Genomic DNA, 19,262 nt, shown 5'->3' with positions numbered 1-19,262 from the left:
TATTTAAGTTAATAAATTTTCGTCAACTAAGTTTGGAAGTGTTACTTTTAATAAAGGTTGTGCCTCCATTGCGCGTTTTATAGCAAATATGGCCCCTTCGTTTCTAGCCCAATTTCTTCTCGATATTCCATTGTTTACATCCCAAAACAACATCATTTCTAAACGTTTAGAGGCTTCTTTTGTTCCATCAAGAAGCATGCCAAAACCTCCGTTTATGACTTCGCCCCAACCAACACCACCTCCATTATGAATAGAAACCCAAGTAGCACCTCGGAAACTGTCGCCAATTACATTTTGAATAGCCATATCTGCCGTAAATCGCGAACCGTCATAAATATTTGAAGTTTCTCTGTATGGCGAATCGGTACCAGAAACATCATGATGGTCTCTACCTAAAATTACCATTCCAATTTCGCCACGAGCTATAGCTTGATTAAAAGCTTCTGCAATTTTAATTCGTCCTTCTGCATCAGCATATAAAATACGAGCTTGTGACCCTACAACTAATTTATTTTGTTGAGCACCTTTAATCCACTGAATATTATCGGCCATTTGTTGCTGAATTTCTTCTGGAGAAGTTCTCATCATTTCTTCTAAAACAGCACAAGCCATTGCATCGGTTTTCGCTAAATCTTCCGGATTTCCTGAGGCACAAACCCATCGAAAAGGTCCAAAACCGTAATCAAAACACATCGGACCCATAATGTCTTGTACATAACTATTGTATTTAAAATCGATATGATTTTCTGCAAATACATCTGCACCCGCTCTGGATGCTTCTAATAAAAACGCATTTCCATAGTCGAAGAAATACGTACCTTTTTCGGTATGTTTATTAATTGCCATAGCATGACGACGCAGTGTTTTTTGTACTTCTTCTTTAAATTGATTTGGATTGTTAGCCATCATTTCATTAGACTCCTCAAATGTAAATCCAATAGGGTAGTAGCCGCCCGCCCAAGGGTTGTGAAGAGACGTTTGGTCAGAACCTAAATCGATATGTAAATTTTCTTCATCAAATCGTTCCCAAACATCCACTACATTTCCTAAATAAGCAATAGAAACTACTTCATTGGTTTCCAATGCTTTTTTAACTCTGGCTACTAAAAGTGTTATATCATCAATTACTTCGTTTATCCATCCTTGTGAATGACGAATGTGTGTGATTTTAGGATTCACCTCTGCACAAACGGTAACACATCCCGCAATATTTCCTGCTTTTGGCTGTGCGCCTGACATGCCACCTAAACCAGAAGTTACAAATAAACCGCCTTTTGGTGATTTTTTTATTTTTCGAAAACCGTTTAAAACGGTAATTGTAGTGCCATGAACAATACCTTGAGGGCCAATATACATATAACTTCCTGCCGTCATTTGACCATATTGCGACACACCTAACGCATTCATTTTTTCCCAATCATCTGGTTTGGAGTAGTTTGGAATAACCATTCCGTTGGTAACTACGACTCTCGGGGCTTCTTTATGAGAAGGAAACAATCCCATCGGATGTCCAGAATACATCGATAACGTTTGTTCGTCTGTCATTTCAGATAAATATTTCATGGTAAGTAAATACTGTGCCCAATTTTGAAAAACGGCACCATTTCCTCCATATGTAATTAATTCATGGGGATGTTGTGCTACAGCATAATCTAAATTATTTTGAATCATCAACATAATGGCTTTTGCCTGCTCGGATTTTCCTGGATATTCAGAAATAGGCCTGGCTTTCATTTCGTAATCTGGACGGAAACGATACATGTAAATACGCCCATATTTTTCTAATTCGGCTTTAAATTCAGGAAGCAACGTGGCATGATGTTTGGCATCAAAATAGCGCAAAGCATTTTTTAAAGCTAATTTTTTTTCTTCTTCTGAAAGAATTTCTTTTCGCTTTGGCGCATGATTTATTGTTACCTCATATGGTTTTTGTTGTGGTAAAATATACGGAATGCCTTGTTGTATTTGCTCTTGAAATGTCATTTTTTTAGATTTTGGATTTTTAGATTTTGGATTTTCGGATTGTAAGGTCTGAATTTCTTTAATCTATTTTTTTATTTCTTGTTTGTTCCTGTTTTTTTATCGTAACCATATGGACAATGTCGGCAACCACTTTTGCAGCAATAGCCACGTTTTAAGTGATGTTTTTCTGTAAAACATTTATATCCTTCAGGAGTAAAATAAAAATCTTCTCCTTCTTTTAAATTTTTTGGATTTATTTCATTGTTCATAATCGCAAATTTAGGAACTTTGCAGCAAATGATTGTATTAGTTTTTAAATTTTTAATTGGCGAAACAATTATTTGTTTTTTATGAAATCAAATAACCAAAAAATACCTATTCATTTTCCTAATGGAATTGAACTTTTTATCAAAAGAGAAGATCAATTGCATCCTGTAGTTTCTGGAAATAAATTCAGAAAATTAAAATACAATTTACTTGCTGCTAAACACCAAAATAAAAAGACATTATTGACCTTTGGCGGTGCGTTTTCTAATCATATTGTAGCTGTAGCCGGCGCTGGAAAAGAATTTGGTTTTGAAACTATTGGAATAATTAGAGGCGAAGAATTACAAGAAAAGATACATGAAAATCCAAGTTTAGCTGTAGCGCAACAATTCGGAATGAAATTGGTTTTTGTTTCAAGAAATGAATATGGGTTGAAAGATACCCCAGAATTTTTAAAAGAAATGCAGTTTAAATTTGGTGATTTTTATTTGTTACCAGAAGGAGGAACAAATGAATTAGCTATAAAAGGCTGTGAAGAAATTTTATCTGAAGATGATATCGAGTTTTCACATATTTGTACTTCAATAGGAACCGGCGGTACAATTACTGGAATAATTAATAGTGCAGGTTCCCATCAAAACATTATTGGATTTTCTTCCTTAAAAGGTGATTTTTTACAAAATGATATTGCTAAATTTGCAAACGAAAAGAATTGGTCTGTAAATTGTGAGTATCATTTTGGAGGTTATGGAAAAGTCAACAACGAATTAATTGAATTTATAAATTCATTTTATTTAGATCATGCTATTCCATTGGATCCTATTTATACCGGAAAAATGATGTTTGGTATTTTTGATTTAATACTAAATAATTATTTTCCACCAAATTCAAAAATTTTAGCCATTCACACCGGTGGTTTACAAGGTATTGCGGGTATGAATATAAAATTAGAAAAATCAGGAAAAACAAAGATAACGATATGATGAATAAAATTTTAATACTAGTATTTGCGCTGCTTTTAACAAGTTGTGGCGGCTCTAAAATTCTCACTTCAAAAAAGAAATCAAGTACTAAAAGTTATCCGATTGCAAAAAAGTCAACTGAAAACCCAACACCTGTTGCAAAATCGCCTACAAAAGAAAATCCTTCTGGGAGTGAAATATTAGTAGCAACATCTAAAGTAAAAGCAACGACAGAAGATGTAAAAAAATACATTGAAGATTTTAAAGAAACGGCAAAAAATAATATGAAGGTTCATGGCATACCTGCAAGTATTACTATCGCACAAGGTATTTTAGAATCGGGTGCCGGTTTTGGATCCTTAGCTAAAGAAGCAAACAATCATTTCGGGATAAAATGTCATACAGGCTGGACAGGTGAATCTGTTAAATATGACGATGATGCCGAACAAGAGTGTTTTAGAAAATATAAAGATCCTACCGAATCGTACAAAGATCATTCTCTGTTTTTATCTTCAAGAAAACGGTATGAAAGTTTGTTTAAATTAGATAAAGGCGATTACGAATCTTGGGCAAATGGTTTAAAACAAGCAGGTTATGCCACAGATACGTTTTATCCTTCAAAATTAATTGGAATTATTGAACGGTACGAATTATATAAAATTGATAACGAAGTTTTAGGAAGAAGTTTTATTCCAAAACCAAGAGTTGTTCCGCAAGTACAAGCTATAGGAGAGCATATCGTTGAAAAAGGAGATACCTTGTATTCATTATCAAAAAAATATAATATTCCTGTTGAGGAGTTAAAAAGTTTAAATGCGATTACAGATTCAGGAATTTCAATTGGTCAAAAATTAAAAGTAAAAAAATAATGTTATATCAAAGAAGTAGTCAGTTATTTATTGAAGCAAACGAAGTGATACCCGGTGGTGTTAACTCTCCAGTTAGAGCATTTAAAGGCGTTGGTGGTTTTCCTATTTTTATTAAAGAAGCCAAAGGAGCCTATTTATTTGATGAAGACGGAAACAAATACATTGACTATATTAATTCCTGGGGACCTATGATTTTAGGTCACGCACACGAGCCTGTAGTTCATGCAATAATTGAAAAAGCAAAAAAAGGCACCTCTTTTGGAACGCCCACCGAGTTAGAAACGAAAATTGCTCAATTGGCCATTTCAATGGTGCCAAATATTGATAAAATTCGATTTGTTAATTCGGGTACGGAAGCTTGTATGAGTGCAATCCGTTTAGCAAGAGGCTATACCAAGCGCGATAAAATAATAAAATTTTCAGGTTGTTATCATGGTCATTCTGATTCGTTTTTAATTGCTGCTGGAAGTGGATTAAGTACGTTTGGTGTGCCAAATAGTCCTGGAGTTACTGAAGGTACTGCTAAAGATACATTATTAGCAAAATATAATGATTTAGAGCATGTAAAAGCGCTTTTTGAAGCCAATGAAAATGAAATTGCAGCTATTATCGTAGAACCTGTTGCAGGAAATATGGGATGTATTCCTCCAAAAGCTGGGTTTTTATCCGGTTTAAAGCAACTTTGTGAAGCAAATGGAGCCTTGTTGGTTTTTGATGAAGTAATGACGGGTTTTCGTCTTGCAAAAGGTGGCGTACAAGAATTGTATCAAGTTGCAGCGGATATTATTTGTTTTGGGAAAGTAATAGGAGGTGGTTTACCAGTAGGCGCTTTTGCTGCTCGAAATGAAATTATGAATTTGTTATCTCCATTAGGTCCAGTGTATCAAGCGGGAACATTATCAGGAAATCCGTTGGCTATGGCGGCAGGATATCAAATGTTATTGGAATTAAATTCAGATAAAGAAATATTTACTAGATTAGAAGAAAAAACAGCTTATTTAGAGAGAGGAATTCACAAAGTTCTGTCGGAAAATAATATTGAATTTACTATAAATAGAGTAGGATCCATGATTTCCGTTCACTTTGATAAAAATGAAGTGTATGATTTTGAAACTGCTAAAAAAGGAGATAACGAAAGATTTAAAAAATTCTTTCATGAACTATTAAAACTTGGCATTTATATTGCCCCTTCAGCTTATGAAACTTGGTTTATTACCGATGCTTTAAGCTATGAAGATTTAGATTACACCATTGCTTGTATAGATAAAGTAGCTAAAATCATATAAAAAAAGCCCGTTTAGTTTACTAAACGGGCTTTTTAAAAAGTAATTTATTTTTAGTTTGTTAATTTTTTCAACAAACCTTGTTTATTTTCAATACTTTCCATTTGTGTTTGAGAAAGTGTAGCTCTTAATTTAGCTTCAATTACTCTAGCTAATTCGATTTTTCTTTCTGCTGAAAGATTTTCGTTTAAGTTTCTGAATTTGTGTTCAAATAATCTTGTTAAATCATCGCTCAAAGTTCCTTCTAAAGTTATTACTTCGGAAAGTGCCACCATATTTTTTTTAGCTTCAATTTTCTCATCTACTTTTTTAAATGTTTCTTGAGCATTAGCATTTACTGTGAAAGCTAAAAACAAAACAAGAGCGCCTAATAAATTTTTCATTGTTAATTTTTTTTAATTGTTTTACCAAAAATAAAAAATATTTTTAATATCAAAGCCTTTTTTATAAATAATTATTATTTTTTATTTTTTTATGGGCTTTTTTAATAAAAGTAAAGGATTTTATAAAGTTTATTTTATGGTTATTTTAAGAGAAAGCTTTCTAAAATCTGTTCTGCGGTAATATTATATTTTTCATATTGTGATGCTTCACTAGTAAAAGTGAGTACATAGGCTTTTTCATCTTTTATAAAATAATATTGTAAAAATTTGAGTTGGAACAGCCCTTGTTTCCCTGTAAAAATAATTTTTTGAAATTCAGTTTTATTTTCAATTATTATCCTGTTGCTTTCAATAATAGTTCCGTTTGTAATCATTTTTGTAATTTGTTCTTCAGAAATAGCAACATAGGCATCCAAATTTAAATAATAACCTTCTAAATTTTGAATACTTAAGTTAATGTTTGCTCGAAATTTATCTTCTGCAGAAGTTTGTTGCGATAATAAAATAAAGCTCGTACCCATTGTTTCACTGACATTCAATTCCCAATTCTCAGGATATTGAATGGAATATGAACTCTCATCAATTGTTTTCCAACTAGATTCTTTTATTTGTCCGAAAGCATTTAAATTAAATACAAGGGGTAATAAAAATAATATTTTTTTCATTTTTTTAAAATTAGTTTATCACCTCAATTTTCATTGAATCATCAATGTTTTCGGTCTCTAAAAAACCTTGCTCTTGCATCCAGTCATCGCTATAAATTTTACTCATGTAACGAGAACCATGATCTGGGAAAACAATTACTACATTGCTAGTTTCATCAAATTCACCTAAAGCAGCATATTGTTTTACAGCTTGGAATGCAGCGCCAGAAGTGTAACCTACAAATAATCCTTCCGTTTTTGAAATTTCTCGAGCGGTAATAGCACTTTCTTTATCGGTAACTTTTATATATTTATCAATAATATCAAAATCGGTTGCTGTTGGGATTAAATTTTTACCTAAACCTTCAATTTTGTATGAATAAATTTCTTTTTCGTCAAATTCTTTGGTTTCATGGTATTTTTTTAAAACAGAACCATAAGCATCTACACCTAAAACTTTAATAGTAGGATTTTTTTCTTTTAAATACCTTCCTATACCAGAAATAGTCCCTCCAGTACCGCTACAAACTACCACATGCGTTACCAAACCATTGGTTTGATCCCAAATTTCTTTTCCGGTACTGCAATAATGTGCTTCAATGTTTAAATCATTAAAGTATTGATTAATATAGATAGAATTTGGCGTTTCTATATGAATTTTTTTCGCCACTTCATAATAACTTTTAGGATCATCAGCTTTTACATTAGCCGGACAAACATATACTTTTGCTCCCATGCTTTTTAGCATGTCGATTTTGTCTGGCGATGATTTATCACTTACTGCTAAAATACATTTATAACCTTTAATTATGCTTATCATAGCTAAGCTAAATCCTGTATTTCCAGAAGTAGTTTCTACTATGGTTGCTCCAGGTTTTAAAATTCCTTTTTCTTCTGCGCTATTGATAATATGTAAGGCAATTCTGTCTTTAGAGGAATGTCCGGGATTAAAAGCTTCCATTTTTGCATAAAAATTCCCAGTTAATCCAGCAGTAATTTTATTTAATTTTATAATTGGCGTATTTCCAACTAATTCTAAAACATTATTGTAGGCGTTTATTTCATTTTTCATTTTCAATATTATGTATTTAAAGTTGTTCAAATTGACAAACAAAACTTTTCAATAATTTATTTTTTAATGTTCTCTAAATCAAACAAGAAAGCAAACTCTTTGGCTAATTCTTTTAATGCTTCAAATCTTCCAGAAGCCCCGCCGTGACCAGCATCCATATTTGTATCTAAAAACAATTGTTTGTTGTTGGTTTTCATTACTCTTAATTTTGCCACCCATTTAGCAGGTTCAAAATATTGCACTTGCGAATCGTGTAAACCTGTTGATACATACATATTTGGATAACCTTGTTCTTTTACTTGATCGTATGGTGAATAGGATAACATATAATCATAATATTTTTTTTCATTCGGATTTCCCCATTCGTCATATTCTCCAGTAGTTAACGGAATAGTGTCATCTAACATGGTTGTAATTACGTCTACAAAAGGCACTTGTGCAATAACACCATTGTATAATTCTGGAGCCATATTCACAATAGCACCCATTAACAAACCACCTGCTGAGCCTCCTTCGGCATATAAATGCTCGGCAGAAGTGTATTTTTCTGCGATTAAGAATTTACTACAATCTATAAAATCCGTAAATGTGTTTTTCTTTTTTAATAGTTTTCCATTTTCGTACCATTCTCTACCTAAATCTTCTCCACCACGAATGTGAGCAATAACGTAGATGAATCCTCTATCCATTAAACTTAATCGTGTACTTGAAAAATAGGGATCCATTGAAGAGCCATAGGAGCCATAAGCATATTGTAGCAAAGGATTTTTACCATCTTTTTGGATGCCTTTTTTATAAACAATACTCATTGGAATTTTTGTTCCATCAGTTGCAGTAGCCCAAATTCTTTCTTCTATATAATTATTTTTGTCAAATTTTCCACCTAAAACAGCTTGTTCTTTTAAGATGGTTTTTTCTTTTGTTTTCATATTGAAATCGATTACAGAAGAAGGCGTGGCCATGGATTGGTAGCCATATCGTAATACGTCTGTGTCAAAATCAACATTTGAAGTGGTGTAGCACGTATAGGTTTCGCTATTAAAAGGTAAGTAATAATCTCCAGAGCCATCCCAAGGTTTAATTTGAATTTTATTTAATCCGTTTGAACGTTCTTCTACGACTAAATAGTTTTTGAAAATTTCAATGCCTTCTAACAACACATCTTTTCTATGCGGAATTAAATCGGTCCAATTTTCTTTTGATGTTGCGTTTTCAGTCGTGGTCATCAATTTGAAATTGGTGGCTTTATCGGCATTTGTTAAGATGTAAAATTTATCTTTGTAGAATGAAATCGAATATTCTAAGCCACGTGTTCTGGGTTGAAATACTCTGAATTCCCCATCTGGATTGTCTGCTTCTAAAATTTGATATTCGCTTGTTAGGGTACTTCCAGATCCAATTATGATGTATTTTTTCGATTTTTCTTTATACACAAACGTATTGTATGTATCGTCTTTTTCGTGAAAAACTAAAATATCTTCGGAGGCACTTGTACCTAATTTATGTTTGAAAATTTTATCAGAACGTAAGGTTTGTGGGTCTTTTCCAGTATAAAAAAGCGTTTTGTTGTCGGTTGACCAGCAAGAACCACCGGTTGTATTTTCAATTTTATCTGAAAGAATTTCGCCAGTTTCTAAATTTTTAATTTGTATGGTGTATTGTCTTCTTGAAACCAAATCTAAACCAAAAGCCACTAATTTGTTGTCGCCACTTACACTCATTCCGCTTAAATTGAAATAGGATTGTCCTTTTGCCATTTCATTGCAATCAAATAAAATTTCTTCTTTCGCGTCTAAACTTCCTTTTTTTCTGGCATAAATGGGATAATCTTTACCCGTTTCAAAACGCGTGATGTACCAATATTCGTTGTAAAAATAAGGCACAGAACTGTCGTCTTCTTTAATTCTGGATTTCATTTCAGCAAACAAATCGTCTTGCAATTGTTTGGTATGCGCGGTAGATTTTTGGTAATATTCGTTTTCTTTATTTAAATAATCAATGACTTCAGGATTTTCTCTTTCGTTTAACCAATAGTAATTATCCGTTCTGATATCTCCGTGTTTTTCTAATTTTTTTGGAATTATTTTTGCAATCGGTGGTTGAATGGTTTTCATTTTTTGATTTTGGTTTTGTGATTGTATTTTTGCTGAAAATATCAGTAAAACTGATGCTAAGATTATTTTTTTCATAGTTTTTGCTGTTTTAATTTGATATTTATTTCAATTTTATTTCAAACATTTTATCCCAATTTTTACCAGTAATAAAAACGGTTTTTGTGGATGGGTTGTATGCAATTCCGTTTAAAACATCAATTTCTGGATGTTGTTTAACCGTTTTCTTTAACTCTGAAAAATCGATAGCACTTTCTACGGCACCATTTTCTGGATTAATAATAACAATTACATCTTTTTGGTAAATGTTGGCCCAAATTTTTCCATCAATCCATTCTAATTCGTTAAGTTCTGTAATAGCATTTGTATCAGAATACACATTTATAAAGCGTTCCATTTTTTGAGATTCGGGATTTAGAAAATAAATTTTATTGGTTCCGTCGCTCATTATCAAGTGTTTGTCGTTATGCGTTAAGCCCCAACCCTCTATGTCTGAAAAATAATCAAATGTTTTTTCTTGCACTAAAGTTGCTGCATTATATATAAATCCAACTTTGTTTTTCCAGGTCAATTGGTAAATTTTACCATTAAAAACTGTAATTCCTTCTCCAAAATAATCAGGTGATAATGAAACTGATTTTGAAACATTTCCAGATTTATAATCTGTTTTTCTAAGTGTTGATTCACCATTTTGACCAGTTCCTTCATACAAAATGCCTTTGTGGAATTCTAAGCCTTGTGTGTAAGCATTGATGTCGTGATTAAAAGTATTTAAAACACGATAATCTTTTGTTTCATATAATTTTGGTGTGATATTCGAAACCAATTCAAAAGAGGTCAAACATTCTATTTTTTCACCATCAGAATGCACAATTGCTTTAATGTCTTGTACGCCAAATTGTAATTTTTCTAATTTTAGAATAAAAATAGCATTATCAGTTGATTTGCCTAATTTAATATCATTTGAAAAATAAATTACGGAATCAATTTTAGCATTTTCTATATTTTCAATACTTAAATTAACGCTTTCATTAGGTTTGTAAACTTGCTTTAAGTCTTTTGTAGCAATAGAAAACAGGTATTTTGTTTCGCTACAATTAAATAGAAAAGCACTTAATAACGTGATTATAAGTAAGTTAAATTTTCTCATATCTAAATTATTTAATACTACAATATTACAATTTATTTTAAACTAATTTTTGATTTGTATAAATAATAAAAGATTGTATATTTGCGTCGGCAAGTCCTACACGACCAGCTCCCTCAAAATCCTCCAGGGTGGGAACGCAGCAAAGGTATGTGGTTGTAGCGGTGCGATGTAGGTCGCTTGCCATTTTTTACTTCTCTTCTTAAAATTCTTATAAATTTTATTGGTATCAAACTTTTTTAATTTAGATTTGTATTGCTTAAAACCAATTCAAATGAAAAAATTAATAATTCTAGTTGCAACAGCTACATTTCTGCTAAGTTGTTCTCCAAAAAAAATCGTTATAGCCAATTCGACAAAAAAAGTGGTAGATGTTACAAAATACGTGAATACCATTAACGAAGCCAGTTTGTCAAAAAACCTTCATGTAATCGCTTCTGACGAAATGGAAGGCAGAAATACTGGAGAACCAGGACAGAAAAAAGCAGGTTTATATCTTATTGAACAATATAAAGCGTTAGGTATTTCAAATCCTCCAGGTTCTACTGATTATTATCAAAAAGTTCCTTCGGAATATATGAAAAAAGGGTTTTCTCCAAAATTAGGCGATTCAGAAAATATTTGGGCTTTCATACCAGGTTCTGAAAAACCAGAAGAAGTGCTTGTTATTTCTGCTCATTACGACCATGTTGGTATGAAGAACGGTGAAGTTTTTAACGGTGCTGATGATGATGGTTCTGGAACAGTGTCTTTAGTTGAAATTGCTAAAGCATTTGCGGAAGCTAAAAAAGATGGTTTTTCACCAAAACGTTCTATTTTATTTTTGCATGTTACGGGTGAAGAACACGGTTTACACGGTTCGAGATATTATTCTGAGAATCCTTTATTTCCAATAAAAAACACTATTGCAGATATAAATATTGATATGGTGGGGCGAAGAGATACAATAGGAAATCATAAGGAAAATGGAAAATATGTGTATGTAATTGGTTCAGACCGATTAAGTTCTGAATTACACTCCATAAACGAAGAAATGAATACAAAATACGTAGGTTTAAATTTAGACTACACATTTAACGCAAGAAATGACCCAAATAGGTTTTATTTTCGTTCAGATCATTATAATTTTGCCAAAAAAGGGATTCCTGCCATTTTCTTTTTTAATGGCGTACATGAAGATTATCACGGGCCAAATGATACGGCTGATAAAATTGAATATGATTTATTAGCTATGCGTGTCAAGTTGGCTTTTACTTTAGCGTGGGAATTGGCCAACAGAGAAAATAGAATTGTAGTTGACAAAGACGGTAAATAATGCATTTGTTAATTTTAAATGGCCCTAATTTGAATTTATTAGGTCAACGTGAACCAGAAGTTTACGGCAATCAAAGTTTCGACTCTTATTTTGAAGAATTGAAATTACAATTTCCTTTGGTTCAATTGGATTATTTTCAGTCTAATGTAGAAGGCGAAATTATCAATAAACTGCAAGAAGTTGGTTTTTCATACGATGGAATACTATTAAATGCTGGAGCCTATACACACACTTCAGTAGCCATTTCAGATTGTGTAAAAGCAATATCATCGCCAGTAGTTGAAGTACATATTTCAAATACATTTTCTAGAGAAACATTTCGTCATCAATCCTACATTTCTCCTCATGCAAAAGGCGTAGTTATTGGTTTTGGATTAAAAAGTTATGCTTTAGCAATTCAAAGTTTTTTGTAATTGATGTAACTATTTAATAAAAAATGCGTCTATAAATTCAAACCCTAAATCTATTTAAAAATGAAAAAAATCACTGTATTCCTTCTTGCATTTTTTGCCCTATTTTCAACATTATATGGTCAAGTTAAAGAGACTAGAGGTGTAGGAAATTTTACCGCTATAAAAGCATCTTCTGGTGTAAATGTAGTCTATACTCAAGGACCTGTACAAAATGTTGAGGTGACTTGGGAAAAAGATTTAATGAAATTTTTAAAAGTGGAAACTAAAAATAATATTTTAAAAATTTTTATTGAAAACACCAACTACTATAAAAAAATGGATACTAGTAAATTGCTTGTAACCGTTTCAAATCCTGGTATCGGAAGCGTTACGGTAAGTTCTTCAGCTACGTTTTCTATTAAAAATAATTTGAACGTAAGTTTGTTAAAAATAAATACTTCTTCAAGCGCCGATTTTTCAGGAACCGTAACTTGTAATTCCATTTTTATTGATGCGTCTTCCAGTTCAAATGTGGCTTTAAATATGGCTACAGATGATATAGCTGTTAATTTAAGTAGCAGCTCAAGCGTAGCATTAAAAGGAAAGACAGATAATTTAGCTATTGATGCGTCAAGCTCCGCAGATTGCGATGCAAAAGAGTTAATTTCAAATATGGCTCAGGTTTCGGCTAGTACCTCTTCAGATATTCAAGTTTTAGCATTAAAGGGATTAGACGCTAACGCCTCAACCAGTGCCTCAATTAAATATTATGGAAAATTAGATAAAGTAAAAATAACCGAGAGCACTTCTGGCTCTGTTGAACAAGTAAAGTAATTAATTATGAAGCCCCAAACCTCAATTTTACTTTTTCTTTTTTCTTGTTTTTCAATAGCACAAATAAAAGGAAAAGTTACTGACTCAAATGGAAATGCTTTGCCATATGCAAGTGTTACTATTGAAAAAACCTACATCGGAACTTCCACTAATGAAAATGGGGAGTACGAGCTAAATATTAAAAAATCAGGTAATTACACCTTGGTTTTTAAGATTTTAGGATACAAAACCAAAACCATTACCCAAGAAATTAATTCATTTCCTGTTGTAATTAATGCTACGCTTTCCGATGAACAATATTCTATTGAAGAAGTAGTTGTTAAAAGTGGTGAAAATCCAGCCAATGGAATCATCAGAAGTGCCATAGCCAATCGTAAAAAAAATACAGAAAAAACGGATAAATTTGAAGCCGATTTTTATTCAAGAGGAATTTTTAGAGTAAAAGATATTCCCAAAAAATTTATGGGTATTGAAATTGGTGATTTAGATGGAAATGTAGATTCTACAGGTGCTGGAATTATTTATCAATCGGAAACCGTTTCTAAAATCAAGTTTGAAAAACCTAATAATTTAAAAGAAGAAATTATAGCTAGTAAAGTGGCGGGTAACGACAATGGATTTAGCTTTAACACAGCTTTAAACACCAATTATGATTTGTATCAGAATACAGTTGGTTTCAATATTCCCATGATTTCACCTATTGCTTCCAATGCTTTTACGTACTATAAATATAAAATAGAAGATTCATTTACAGATAGTTATAATAATTATGTGTACAAAATTAAAGTTACTCCTAAACGAGATAAAGAACCTGTTTTTGAAGGTTATATTTATATTGTTGATGATACTTTTGCTATTTATGCCGCCGATTTAGATATTAAAGGATATAGAGCGCAACAAGAGTTTTTAGAATCATTTAAATTAGTGCAAAATTTCAATTATAATCCAGATTCTAAAATGTGGGTAAAAAGTTTACAAACATTTGATTTTAAGGCGGGTGTGTTTATGATGAAATTCAATGGAAAATTTACACATGTGTTTAGCAATTATAATTTTGTTTCTAATTTTGAGAAAAAAACCTTTGGTAGTGAAGTAGTTACGTTTGCCGAAAAGTCAAATAAAAAGGAAGATTCATATTGGTTACAAAATCGTCCAGTACCTTTAACGGAAGAGGAAACTTCCAATTATGTAAAAAAAGATAGTGTTTATAAAATCCGAAATTCTCAAGTGTATATGGATTCTGTTGATTCGGTTTCCAATAAATTTAAGGTAAGTAAGTTGATTACCGGTTATACCTTTAAAAATAGTTTTAAAAAGAAAAGATTCAATTATCAAGGGTTATTTAATTTATCTTCTTTTAATTTCAATACGGTTCAGGGTTATCATATTGGTTCCGGGTTTTCGTATTCAACTTATAACGAAGAAAAACAAAAACGAACCATAATAAGTAGTGATTTTCAATACGGATTTTCTGATAAACGCATCCGACCTACGGCTTCTTTTTATCATAAATTCAATAATACAAATGATGCTTATTTTCGACTTTCTGGTGGAAATAAAGTCAATCAATTCAATAGTTCAGAACCTATATCTAAAATTGAAAACTCAGTAAGTTCGTTAATTTTTAAGAATAATTTCATGAAATTATACGAAAAAGAATTTGTTGAAATTGGAGCAGGTAGAGAAGTAATAAATGGTCTTTTTTTAAATGCGAATATTGCCTACGAAAACAGAAAACCTTTGTTTAATACCACAGATTTTGCTATTAATAAAACGGATGATGTATACAGTTCCAATAATCCATTAAATCCAAATTCTGATGTACTTCCAGCATTTAATGAACATCATGTTACCAAGTTTAGTTTGAGTTCTCGAATTGTTTTTGGTCAAAAATACATTACTAGACCAGACGGAAAAATGAATATGAATGAAGGTAACTATCCAACGCTTGGGTTTACTTATACAAAAGCATTTTTAGCCACTTCAAAAGCGTATGAATACGATTTTTTAGAAGCACGTTTAAATTATAACAAAACATTAGCCAATAAAGGTGATTTGGAATTAAATTTAAAATCAGGAATGTTTTTTAATGCCGACAACATTTCATTTGTAGATTATAAACATTTTAACGGAAATCAAACACATGTTCGAATTGATGGACAATACAATTCAAGTTTTAATTTGTTACCTTATTATTCGCAATCTACTAATAATCGGTATTTTGAATTACATGCAAATTATAACGACAATGGTTATTTTATGAATAAAATTCCATTAATAAATAAATTAGGTTGGAATTTAGTTGGAGGTTTTCACCAATTGGCTACTCCAAATAACAGACCTTATCAAGAAATTACCGTTGGTTTAGATCGAATAGGTTTTGGAAAGTTTAAAATTTTCCGTGTAGACTATGTTAGAAGTTTTCAAGGAAATAACTTCGGTGAAGGATTTATGTTTGGTTTGAGATTCTAAATAAAAAATTCCAATATTAAAATTCCAAATTCCAAGAAATAAAAAACCTCGAAATTTTTAAGTTTCGAGGTTTTCTGTGTTTTCTTGCCGTTATTTTTTACCCTAATATCACTAATTTATTTTCTCCTTCAACTACTACTTTAGTTAAGCCGTGTTTGGCTAAACCTTTCATGGCAGCATCCCATTTTTTACCGCTTAAACCTGCTTTTTCTTTTAACGTTCCGATAGGTTGGTTGTTTTCTTTTTCTAATAAACTAACAATGAATTTTTCGTCTTCGGTTAATTCATACGTTACTTTTTTCTCAGGACGCATTTGTGGGAAAAACAACACTTCTTGAATAGAGGCGTTATTTGTTAAAAACATAATTAATCGATCCATTCCAATTCCTAAACCAGAAGTTGGAGGCATTCCGTATTCTAAAGCACGTAAAAAGTCTTCATCAATAATTCCGTTGGCTTCATCATCGCCTTTTTCTGCTAAAGCCATTTGTGCTTCAAAACGTTCTCTTTGATCAATTGGATCGTTTAATTCCGAATAGGCATTGGCAATTTCTTTTCCGCAAACCATTAATTCAAAACGCTCTGTTAAATCTGGATTGTCTCGGTGTTGTTTACATAAAGGTGACATTTCTTTCGGATAATCTGTAATGAAAGTCGGTTGAATGTAATTTCCTTCGCATTTTGCACCAAAAATTTCATCAATTAATTTTCCTTTGCCCATGGTTTCATTTACGTCAATTCCCATGCCTTTTGCTGCTTCAAATAATTCAGCTTCTGTTTTTCCAGAAATATCAAAACCGGTGAAATCAATTATGGATTGCGTCATGGTTACTCTTGCATAAGGCGCTTTAAAGCTAATTTTATGTTCGCCAAAAGTCGTTTCTGTGGTGTCATTTACTTTTGTGGCACAATATTCCAAAAGGTTTTCGGTAAATTCCATCATCCAATTGTAATCTTTGTAGGCTACATATATTTCCATTGCCGTAAATTCTGGATTGTGTGTTCGGTCCATCCCTTCGTTACGGAAGTTTTTAGAAAATTCGTACACTCCATCAAAGCCACCAACGATTAATCTTTTTAAGTATAATTCGTTAGCAATTCGCATGTATAAAGGAATATCTAAACTGTTGTGATGCGTCATAAACGGACGTGCAGCAGCACCACCCGGAATGGATTGTAAAATTGGTGTTTCCACTTCCATATAACCACTTTCGTTGAAGAAAGTTCGCATGGCCGTAAATAATTTGGTTCTTTTTACAAATACTTCTTTTACTTGCGGATTTACTACTAAATCTACATAACGCATGCGATAACGAAGTTCCGCATCGTTAAACGCATCATATACTTTTCCGTCTTCATCTGTTTTTGGAAATGGTAAAGGACGTAATGTTTTGCTTAAAAAAGTAAAGTTGTCTACGCGAACACATTTTGCACCTACTTGAGTGGTGAATAATTCCCCTTCTATTCCTAAAAAATCACCTAAATCGGTTAGTTTTTTAAAAACTTGGTTGTATAAGGTTTTGTCTTCGTCTTGGCAAATAAAATCTCTATTAAAATATACTTGCATTCTGCCTTCGCTATCCTGAATTTCAGCAAATGCGGCTTTTCCTTGATCTCTCACACTCATTAATCTTCCAGCAATTACCACCTTTTTTCCTTCTTCAAAATTATTCTTTATAGCTTTTGAAGTGTCCTTTACAGGATATAAATCTGCAGGATAAGGATTAATTCCTAAGTTTCTTAGGGCTAGTAATTTCTCTCTTCTAATGATTTCTTGTTCGGAAAGTTGCATAATATATTTTAGTTTAAGAAGGCAAAGATAGGTAATAGAAATATAGTTTCAAAGTGAGAATTTTTTAGTAGAATGATTTCAAAATTGTATCTTTGGAAAAATTATAAAAAATATTAAAATGAAAAATATTCTAGTTGCTATTATTGTTAGTTTTTCTTTAATTAGTTGTTCGATTTCTGAGCAAATTATTTTTAATGAAGATGGATCTGGAAAGTTATCTTATACCGTTGATATGTCAAAAATGATCGCCATGACTAAAGATTTAGACAAGTCGGACAAAATGACTAAAGAATTAACTGAAGGAACCGATAAAGACATGGATAGTGTTGTTGTTTTTAAAGACCTTGTTGCAAAATATCAAAAAGAAGGAAAAGAAATGACTGCTGAGCAATTGGCAAATATGGAGCAAATGAAAAATTATTCGATGCGAATACTTTTAAATAAAGAAAAAAGCGAAATGAAGTATATTTTGTATACCGATTTTAGTTCTATAGCTGAGGTAGGAAATGTAGGTTCAGCGCTATCCATAATTAAAGGTTTGTCGGGTAAAAAAACGGGTGCTTTAGATGCTGGAAATCAAAATCAAAATACAGAAGTAAAATTTTCATTTGATGGAAAAGAATTCTCAAGATCTGTAGAACAAAAACCCTATGTTGAAGCAGTGGTTGAGGAAGAAATATACGACGAAATTATTGATACAGCCGCATACGAAATGCCTGTTGATACTTTAGCAATTGAAGATGCAATTCGTGAAACTGAAGAAGAAGCAATAGAAGAAGTGGAAGCAGAGGAAAACGTGGTAGAAGAAGATATGAGTGAGGCAGACATCAAAAAAATGGAAAAAGATTTTAAAAAAATGGGTGAAATGATGAAAAAAGCGATGGAAGATTCGGCTTATGAATTTCAATACACATTTACTAGAAAAATCAAAAACGTTTCTTTGCCTAAATCCAGTTATAAATTAAGTGACGATAAAAAAACAATATTTTTAAAATATAAATTTGAAGAGTTTACCAAAAAAATTAAAGATTTGAACTTGAGTATAGTTTTTGAATAAAATGAATAAAAAAATTCAACTTCTAGATATAGGAAACAAAAACTATAAAGAAACTTGGGAGTATCAAGAAGAATTATTTAAAAAAATTGTAGATTTAAAAATCTTAAATAGAAATTCTGATTCGCAGCCACTTCCAACGCCGAACTTTTTTCTATATGTAACCCATCCTCATGTGTATACTTTAGGTAAAAGCGGCGATTTTTCAAATTTGTTACTTTCCGAAAAGCAACTTCAAGAAAAAGGAGCGAGTTTCTACAAAATAAATAGAGGGGGAGATATTACGTATCACGGACCTGGGCAAATTGTAGGTTATCCGATTTTAGATCTAGAAAATTTTTTTACCGATATTCATAAATACCTTAGATTTTTAGAAGAAGCTATTATTTTAACTTTAGCAGAATACGGGTTAAAAACAGAACGTAGCCCTGGTGAAACGGGTGTCTGGTTTGATGTGGGAACGCCATTTGCTCGAAAAATTTGTGCGTTGGGAGTTCGTGCTTCTCGTTGGGTTACGATGCATGGCTTTGCCTTAAATGTGAATTCCGATTTAGGCTATTTTGACAATATTATTCCTTGTGGTATTCGAGGGAAGGCGGTAACATCTATGCATGTTGAGTTGGGTAGGGAAGTCAATGAAGAAGAAGTAAAAGAAAAAATTCTAAAACATTTTTCAGTTTTATTTGAAAGTTCATTCGTGTAA

The 19,262-nt window shown here is 31.9% G+C and carries 17 protein-coding genes and 1 other RNA gene; 10 read left to right on the top strand and 8 right to left on the bottom strand.

The window, feature by feature from the left end; translation table 11 throughout:
* Positions 1 to 3 precede the first annotated feature (3 nt).
* Positions 4 to 1,983: a urocanate hydratase gene (gene hutU / locus ABWP60_RS06490; RefSeq protein ID WP_353150189.1), complete on the bottom strand. Its 1,980-nt coding sequence runs from the start codon at positions 1,981 to 1,983 to the stop codon at positions 4 to 6.
* A 71-nt stretch (positions 1,984 to 2,054) separates the two neighbouring features.
* Entirely contained in the window at positions 2,055 to 2,231 is a 177-nt protein-coding gene (locus ABWP60_RS06485; RefSeq protein ID WP_353150186.1) for a C1orf53 family protein, read from the bottom strand.
* A gap of 81 nt (positions 2,232 to 2,312) precedes the next feature.
* Between ABWP60_RS06485 and ABWP60_RS06480 the strand changes: the two genes are divergently transcribed.
* From ABWP60_RS06480 to hemL, 3 genes are read left to right on the top strand one after another with little or no spacing between them, the layout of a single operon-like run.
* A complete protein-coding gene (locus tag ABWP60_RS06480; protein ID WP_353150183.1) occupies positions 2,313 to 3,212 on the top strand; it encodes a 1-aminocyclopropane-1-carboxylate deaminase/D-cysteine desulfhydrase in 900 nt (299 codons plus the stop codon).
* Positions 3,209 to 4,060, top strand: a complete 852-nt coding sequence (locus ABWP60_RS06475; protein WP_353150180.1) for a glucosaminidase domain-containing protein — start codon at positions 3,209 to 3,211, stop codon at positions 4,058 to 4,060. Before ABWP60_RS06480 ends, ABWP60_RS06475 begins: the two co-directional genes overlap by 4 nt.
* Positions 4,060 to 5,346: a glutamate-1-semialdehyde 2,1-aminomutase gene (hemL, locus tag ABWP60_RS06470; protein ID WP_353150177.1), complete on the top strand. Its 1,287-nt coding sequence runs from the start codon at positions 4,060 to 4,062 to the stop codon at positions 5,344 to 5,346. Before ABWP60_RS06475 ends, hemL begins: the two co-directional genes overlap by 1 nt.
* A gap of 50 nt (positions 5,347 to 5,396) precedes the next feature.
* Here the strand turns inward: hemL and ABWP60_RS06465 are convergent, their stop codons facing one another.
* The 5 genes from ABWP60_RS06465 to ABWP60_RS06445 all read right to left on the bottom strand — a co-directional run bounded on the left by ABWP60_RS06465 (position 5,397) and on the right by ABWP60_RS06445 (position 10,703).
* Positions 5,397 to 5,726 (bottom strand): hypothetical protein, encoded by a 330-nt coding sequence (locus tag ABWP60_RS06465; protein ID WP_353150174.1) that lies wholly within the window; start codon positions 5,724 to 5,726, stop codon positions 5,397 to 5,399.
* A gap of 140 nt (positions 5,727 to 5,866) precedes the next feature.
* The gene (locus tag ABWP60_RS06460; RefSeq protein ID WP_353150171.1) at positions 5,867 to 6,391 is read right to left on the bottom strand and encodes a hypothetical protein; all 525 of its coding nucleotides are present in this window, start codon (positions 6,389 to 6,391) and stop codon (positions 5,867 to 5,869) included.
* Between the two features lie 10 nt (positions 6,392 to 6,401).
* Positions 6,402 to 7,442, bottom strand: a complete 1,041-nt coding sequence (capA, locus tag ABWP60_RS06455) for a cysteate synthase (protein ID WP_353150168.1) — start codon at positions 7,440 to 7,442, stop codon at positions 6,402 to 6,404.
* Between the two features lie 56 nt (positions 7,443 to 7,498).
* Complete coding sequence (locus ABWP60_RS06450; protein WP_502904811.1) at positions 7,499 to 9,556, bottom strand: S9 family peptidase; 2,058 nt, start codon at positions 9,554 to 9,556, stop codon at positions 7,499 to 7,501.
* Between the two features lie 100 nt (positions 9,557 to 9,656).
* Positions 9,657 to 10,703: a glutaminyl-peptide cyclotransferase gene (locus tag ABWP60_RS06445; RefSeq protein WP_353150163.1), complete on the bottom strand. Its 1,047-nt coding sequence runs from the start codon at positions 10,701 to 10,703 to the stop codon at positions 9,657 to 9,659.
* Positions 10,704 to 10,790: 87 nt separating this feature from the next.
* On the opposite strand from ABWP60_RS06445, the gene ffs reads away from it, so the two are divergent.
* The 5 genes from ffs to ABWP60_RS06420 all read left to right on the top strand — a co-directional run bounded on the left by ffs (position 10,791) and on the right by ABWP60_RS06420 (position 15,713).
* Positions 10,791 to 10,888: signal recognition particle sRNA small type (gene ffs, locus ABWP60_RS06440), an RNA gene on the top strand.
* Positions 10,889 to 10,974: 86 nt separating this feature from the next.
* Positions 10,975 to 12,015 (top strand): M28 family metallopeptidase, encoded by a 1,041-nt coding sequence (locus ABWP60_RS06435; RefSeq protein WP_353150160.1) that lies wholly within the window; start codon positions 10,975 to 10,977, stop codon positions 12,013 to 12,015.
* Positions 12,015 to 12,428: a type II 3-dehydroquinate dehydratase gene (locus tag ABWP60_RS06430; RefSeq protein ID WP_353150157.1), complete on the top strand. Its 414-nt coding sequence runs from the start codon at positions 12,015 to 12,017 to the stop codon at positions 12,426 to 12,428. Before ABWP60_RS06435 ends, ABWP60_RS06430 begins: the two co-directional genes overlap by 1 nt.
* A 60-nt stretch (positions 12,429 to 12,488) precedes the next feature.
* Positions 12,489 to 13,241 carry a head GIN domain-containing protein gene (locus ABWP60_RS06425; protein WP_353150155.1) on the top strand — a complete coding sequence of 251 codons (753 nt, stop codon included), beginning with the start codon at positions 12,489 to 12,491 and terminating at the stop codon, positions 13,239 to 13,241.
* Between the two features lie 6 nt (positions 13,242 to 13,247).
* Entirely contained in the window at positions 13,248 to 15,713 is a 2,466-nt protein-coding gene (locus ABWP60_RS06420; protein ID WP_353150152.1) for a DUF5686 and carboxypeptidase regulatory-like domain-containing protein, read from the top strand.
* Positions 15,714 to 15,810: 97 nt separating this feature from the next.
* On the opposite strand, the gene lysS is transcribed toward ABWP60_RS06420, so the two are convergent.
* Positions 15,811 to 17,505 carry a lysine--tRNA ligase gene (lysS, locus tag ABWP60_RS06415; protein ID WP_353150149.1) on the bottom strand — a complete coding sequence of 565 codons (1,695 nt, stop codon included), beginning with the start codon at positions 17,503 to 17,505 and terminating at the stop codon, positions 15,811 to 15,813.
* A gap of 118 nt (positions 17,506 to 17,623) precedes the next feature.
* Here lysS and ABWP60_RS06410 point away from each other — a divergent pair, with 118 nt between their 5' ends.
* Together ABWP60_RS06410 and lipB are read left to right on the top strand one after the other, a co-directional pair.
* Positions 17,624 to 18,562 (top strand): hypothetical protein, encoded by a 939-nt coding sequence (locus tag ABWP60_RS06410; RefSeq protein WP_353150147.1) that lies wholly within the window; start codon positions 17,624 to 17,626, stop codon positions 18,560 to 18,562.
* A gap of 1 nt (position 18,563) precedes the next feature.
* Positions 18,564 to 19,262, top strand: a complete 699-nt coding sequence (gene lipB, locus ABWP60_RS06405) for a lipoyl(octanoyl) transferase LipB (protein ID WP_353150144.1) — start codon at positions 18,564 to 18,566, stop codon at positions 19,260 to 19,262.

Source organism: Flavobacterium sp., from assembly GCF_040402895.1.
In the GTDB taxonomy this organism is placed as follows: Bacteria; Bacteroidota; Bacteroidia; order Flavobacteriales; family Flavobacteriaceae; genus Flavobacterium.
The sequence above is the reverse complement of the archived record's forward strand: the minus strand, read 5'-3'. Positions and strand labels throughout refer to the sequence as shown.

Excerpts from the sequence above, each read along its gene's own strand:
- hutU (WP_353150189.1), bottom strand. The coding sequence starts at position 1,983 with ATGACATTTCAAGAGCAAATACAACAAGGCATTCCGTATATTTTACCA.
- ABWP60_RS06485 (WP_353150186.1), bottom strand. The coding sequence starts at position 2,231 with ATGAACAATGAAATAAATCCAAAAAATTTAAAAGAAGGAGAAGATTTT.
- ABWP60_RS06480 (WP_353150183.1), top strand. The coding sequence starts at position 2,313 with ATGAAATCAAATAACCAAAAAATACCTATTCATTTTCCTAATGGAATT.
- ABWP60_RS06475 (WP_353150180.1), top strand. The coding sequence starts at position 3,209 with ATGATGAATAAAATTTTAATACTAGTATTTGCGCTGCTTTTAACAAGT.
- hemL (WP_353150177.1), top strand. The coding sequence starts at position 4,060 with ATGTTATATCAAAGAAGTAGTCAGTTATTTATTGAAGCAAACGAAGTG.
- ABWP60_RS06465 (WP_353150174.1), bottom strand. The coding sequence starts at position 5,726 with ATGAAAAATTTATTAGGCGCTCTTGTTTTGTTTTTAGCTTTCACAGTA.
- ABWP60_RS06460 (WP_353150171.1), bottom strand. The coding sequence starts at position 6,391 with ATGAAAAAAATATTATTTTTATTACCCCTTGTATTTAATTTAAATGCT.
- capA (WP_353150168.1), bottom strand. The coding sequence starts at position 7,442 with ATGAAAAATGAAATAAACGCCTACAATAATGTTTTAGAATTAGTTGGA.
- ABWP60_RS06450 (WP_502904811.1), bottom strand. The coding sequence starts at position 9,556 with ATGAAAACCATTCAACCACCGATTGCAAAAATAATTCCAAAAAAATTA.
- ABWP60_RS06445 (WP_353150163.1), bottom strand. The coding sequence starts at position 10,703 with ATGAGAAAATTTAACTTACTTATAATCACGTTATTAAGTGCTTTTCTA.
- ABWP60_RS06435 (WP_353150160.1), top strand. The coding sequence starts at position 10,975 with ATGAAAAAATTAATAATTCTAGTTGCAACAGCTACATTTCTGCTAAGT.
- ABWP60_RS06430 (WP_353150157.1), top strand. The coding sequence starts at position 12,015 with ATGCATTTGTTAATTTTAAATGGCCCTAATTTGAATTTATTAGGTCAA.
- ABWP60_RS06425 (WP_353150155.1), top strand. The coding sequence starts at position 12,489 with ATGAAAAAAATCACTGTATTCCTTCTTGCATTTTTTGCCCTATTTTCA.
- ABWP60_RS06420 (WP_353150152.1), top strand. The coding sequence starts at position 13,248 with ATGAAGCCCCAAACCTCAATTTTACTTTTTCTTTTTTCTTGTTTTTCA.
- lysS (WP_353150149.1), bottom strand. The coding sequence starts at position 17,505 with ATGCAACTTTCCGAACAAGAAATCATTAGAAGAGAGAAATTACTAGCC.
- ABWP60_RS06410 (WP_353150147.1), top strand. The coding sequence starts at position 17,624 with ATGAAAAATATTCTAGTTGCTATTATTGTTAGTTTTTCTTTAATTAGT.
- lipB (WP_353150144.1), top strand. The coding sequence starts at position 18,564 with ATGAATAAAAAAATTCAACTTCTAGATATAGGAAACAAAAACTATAAA.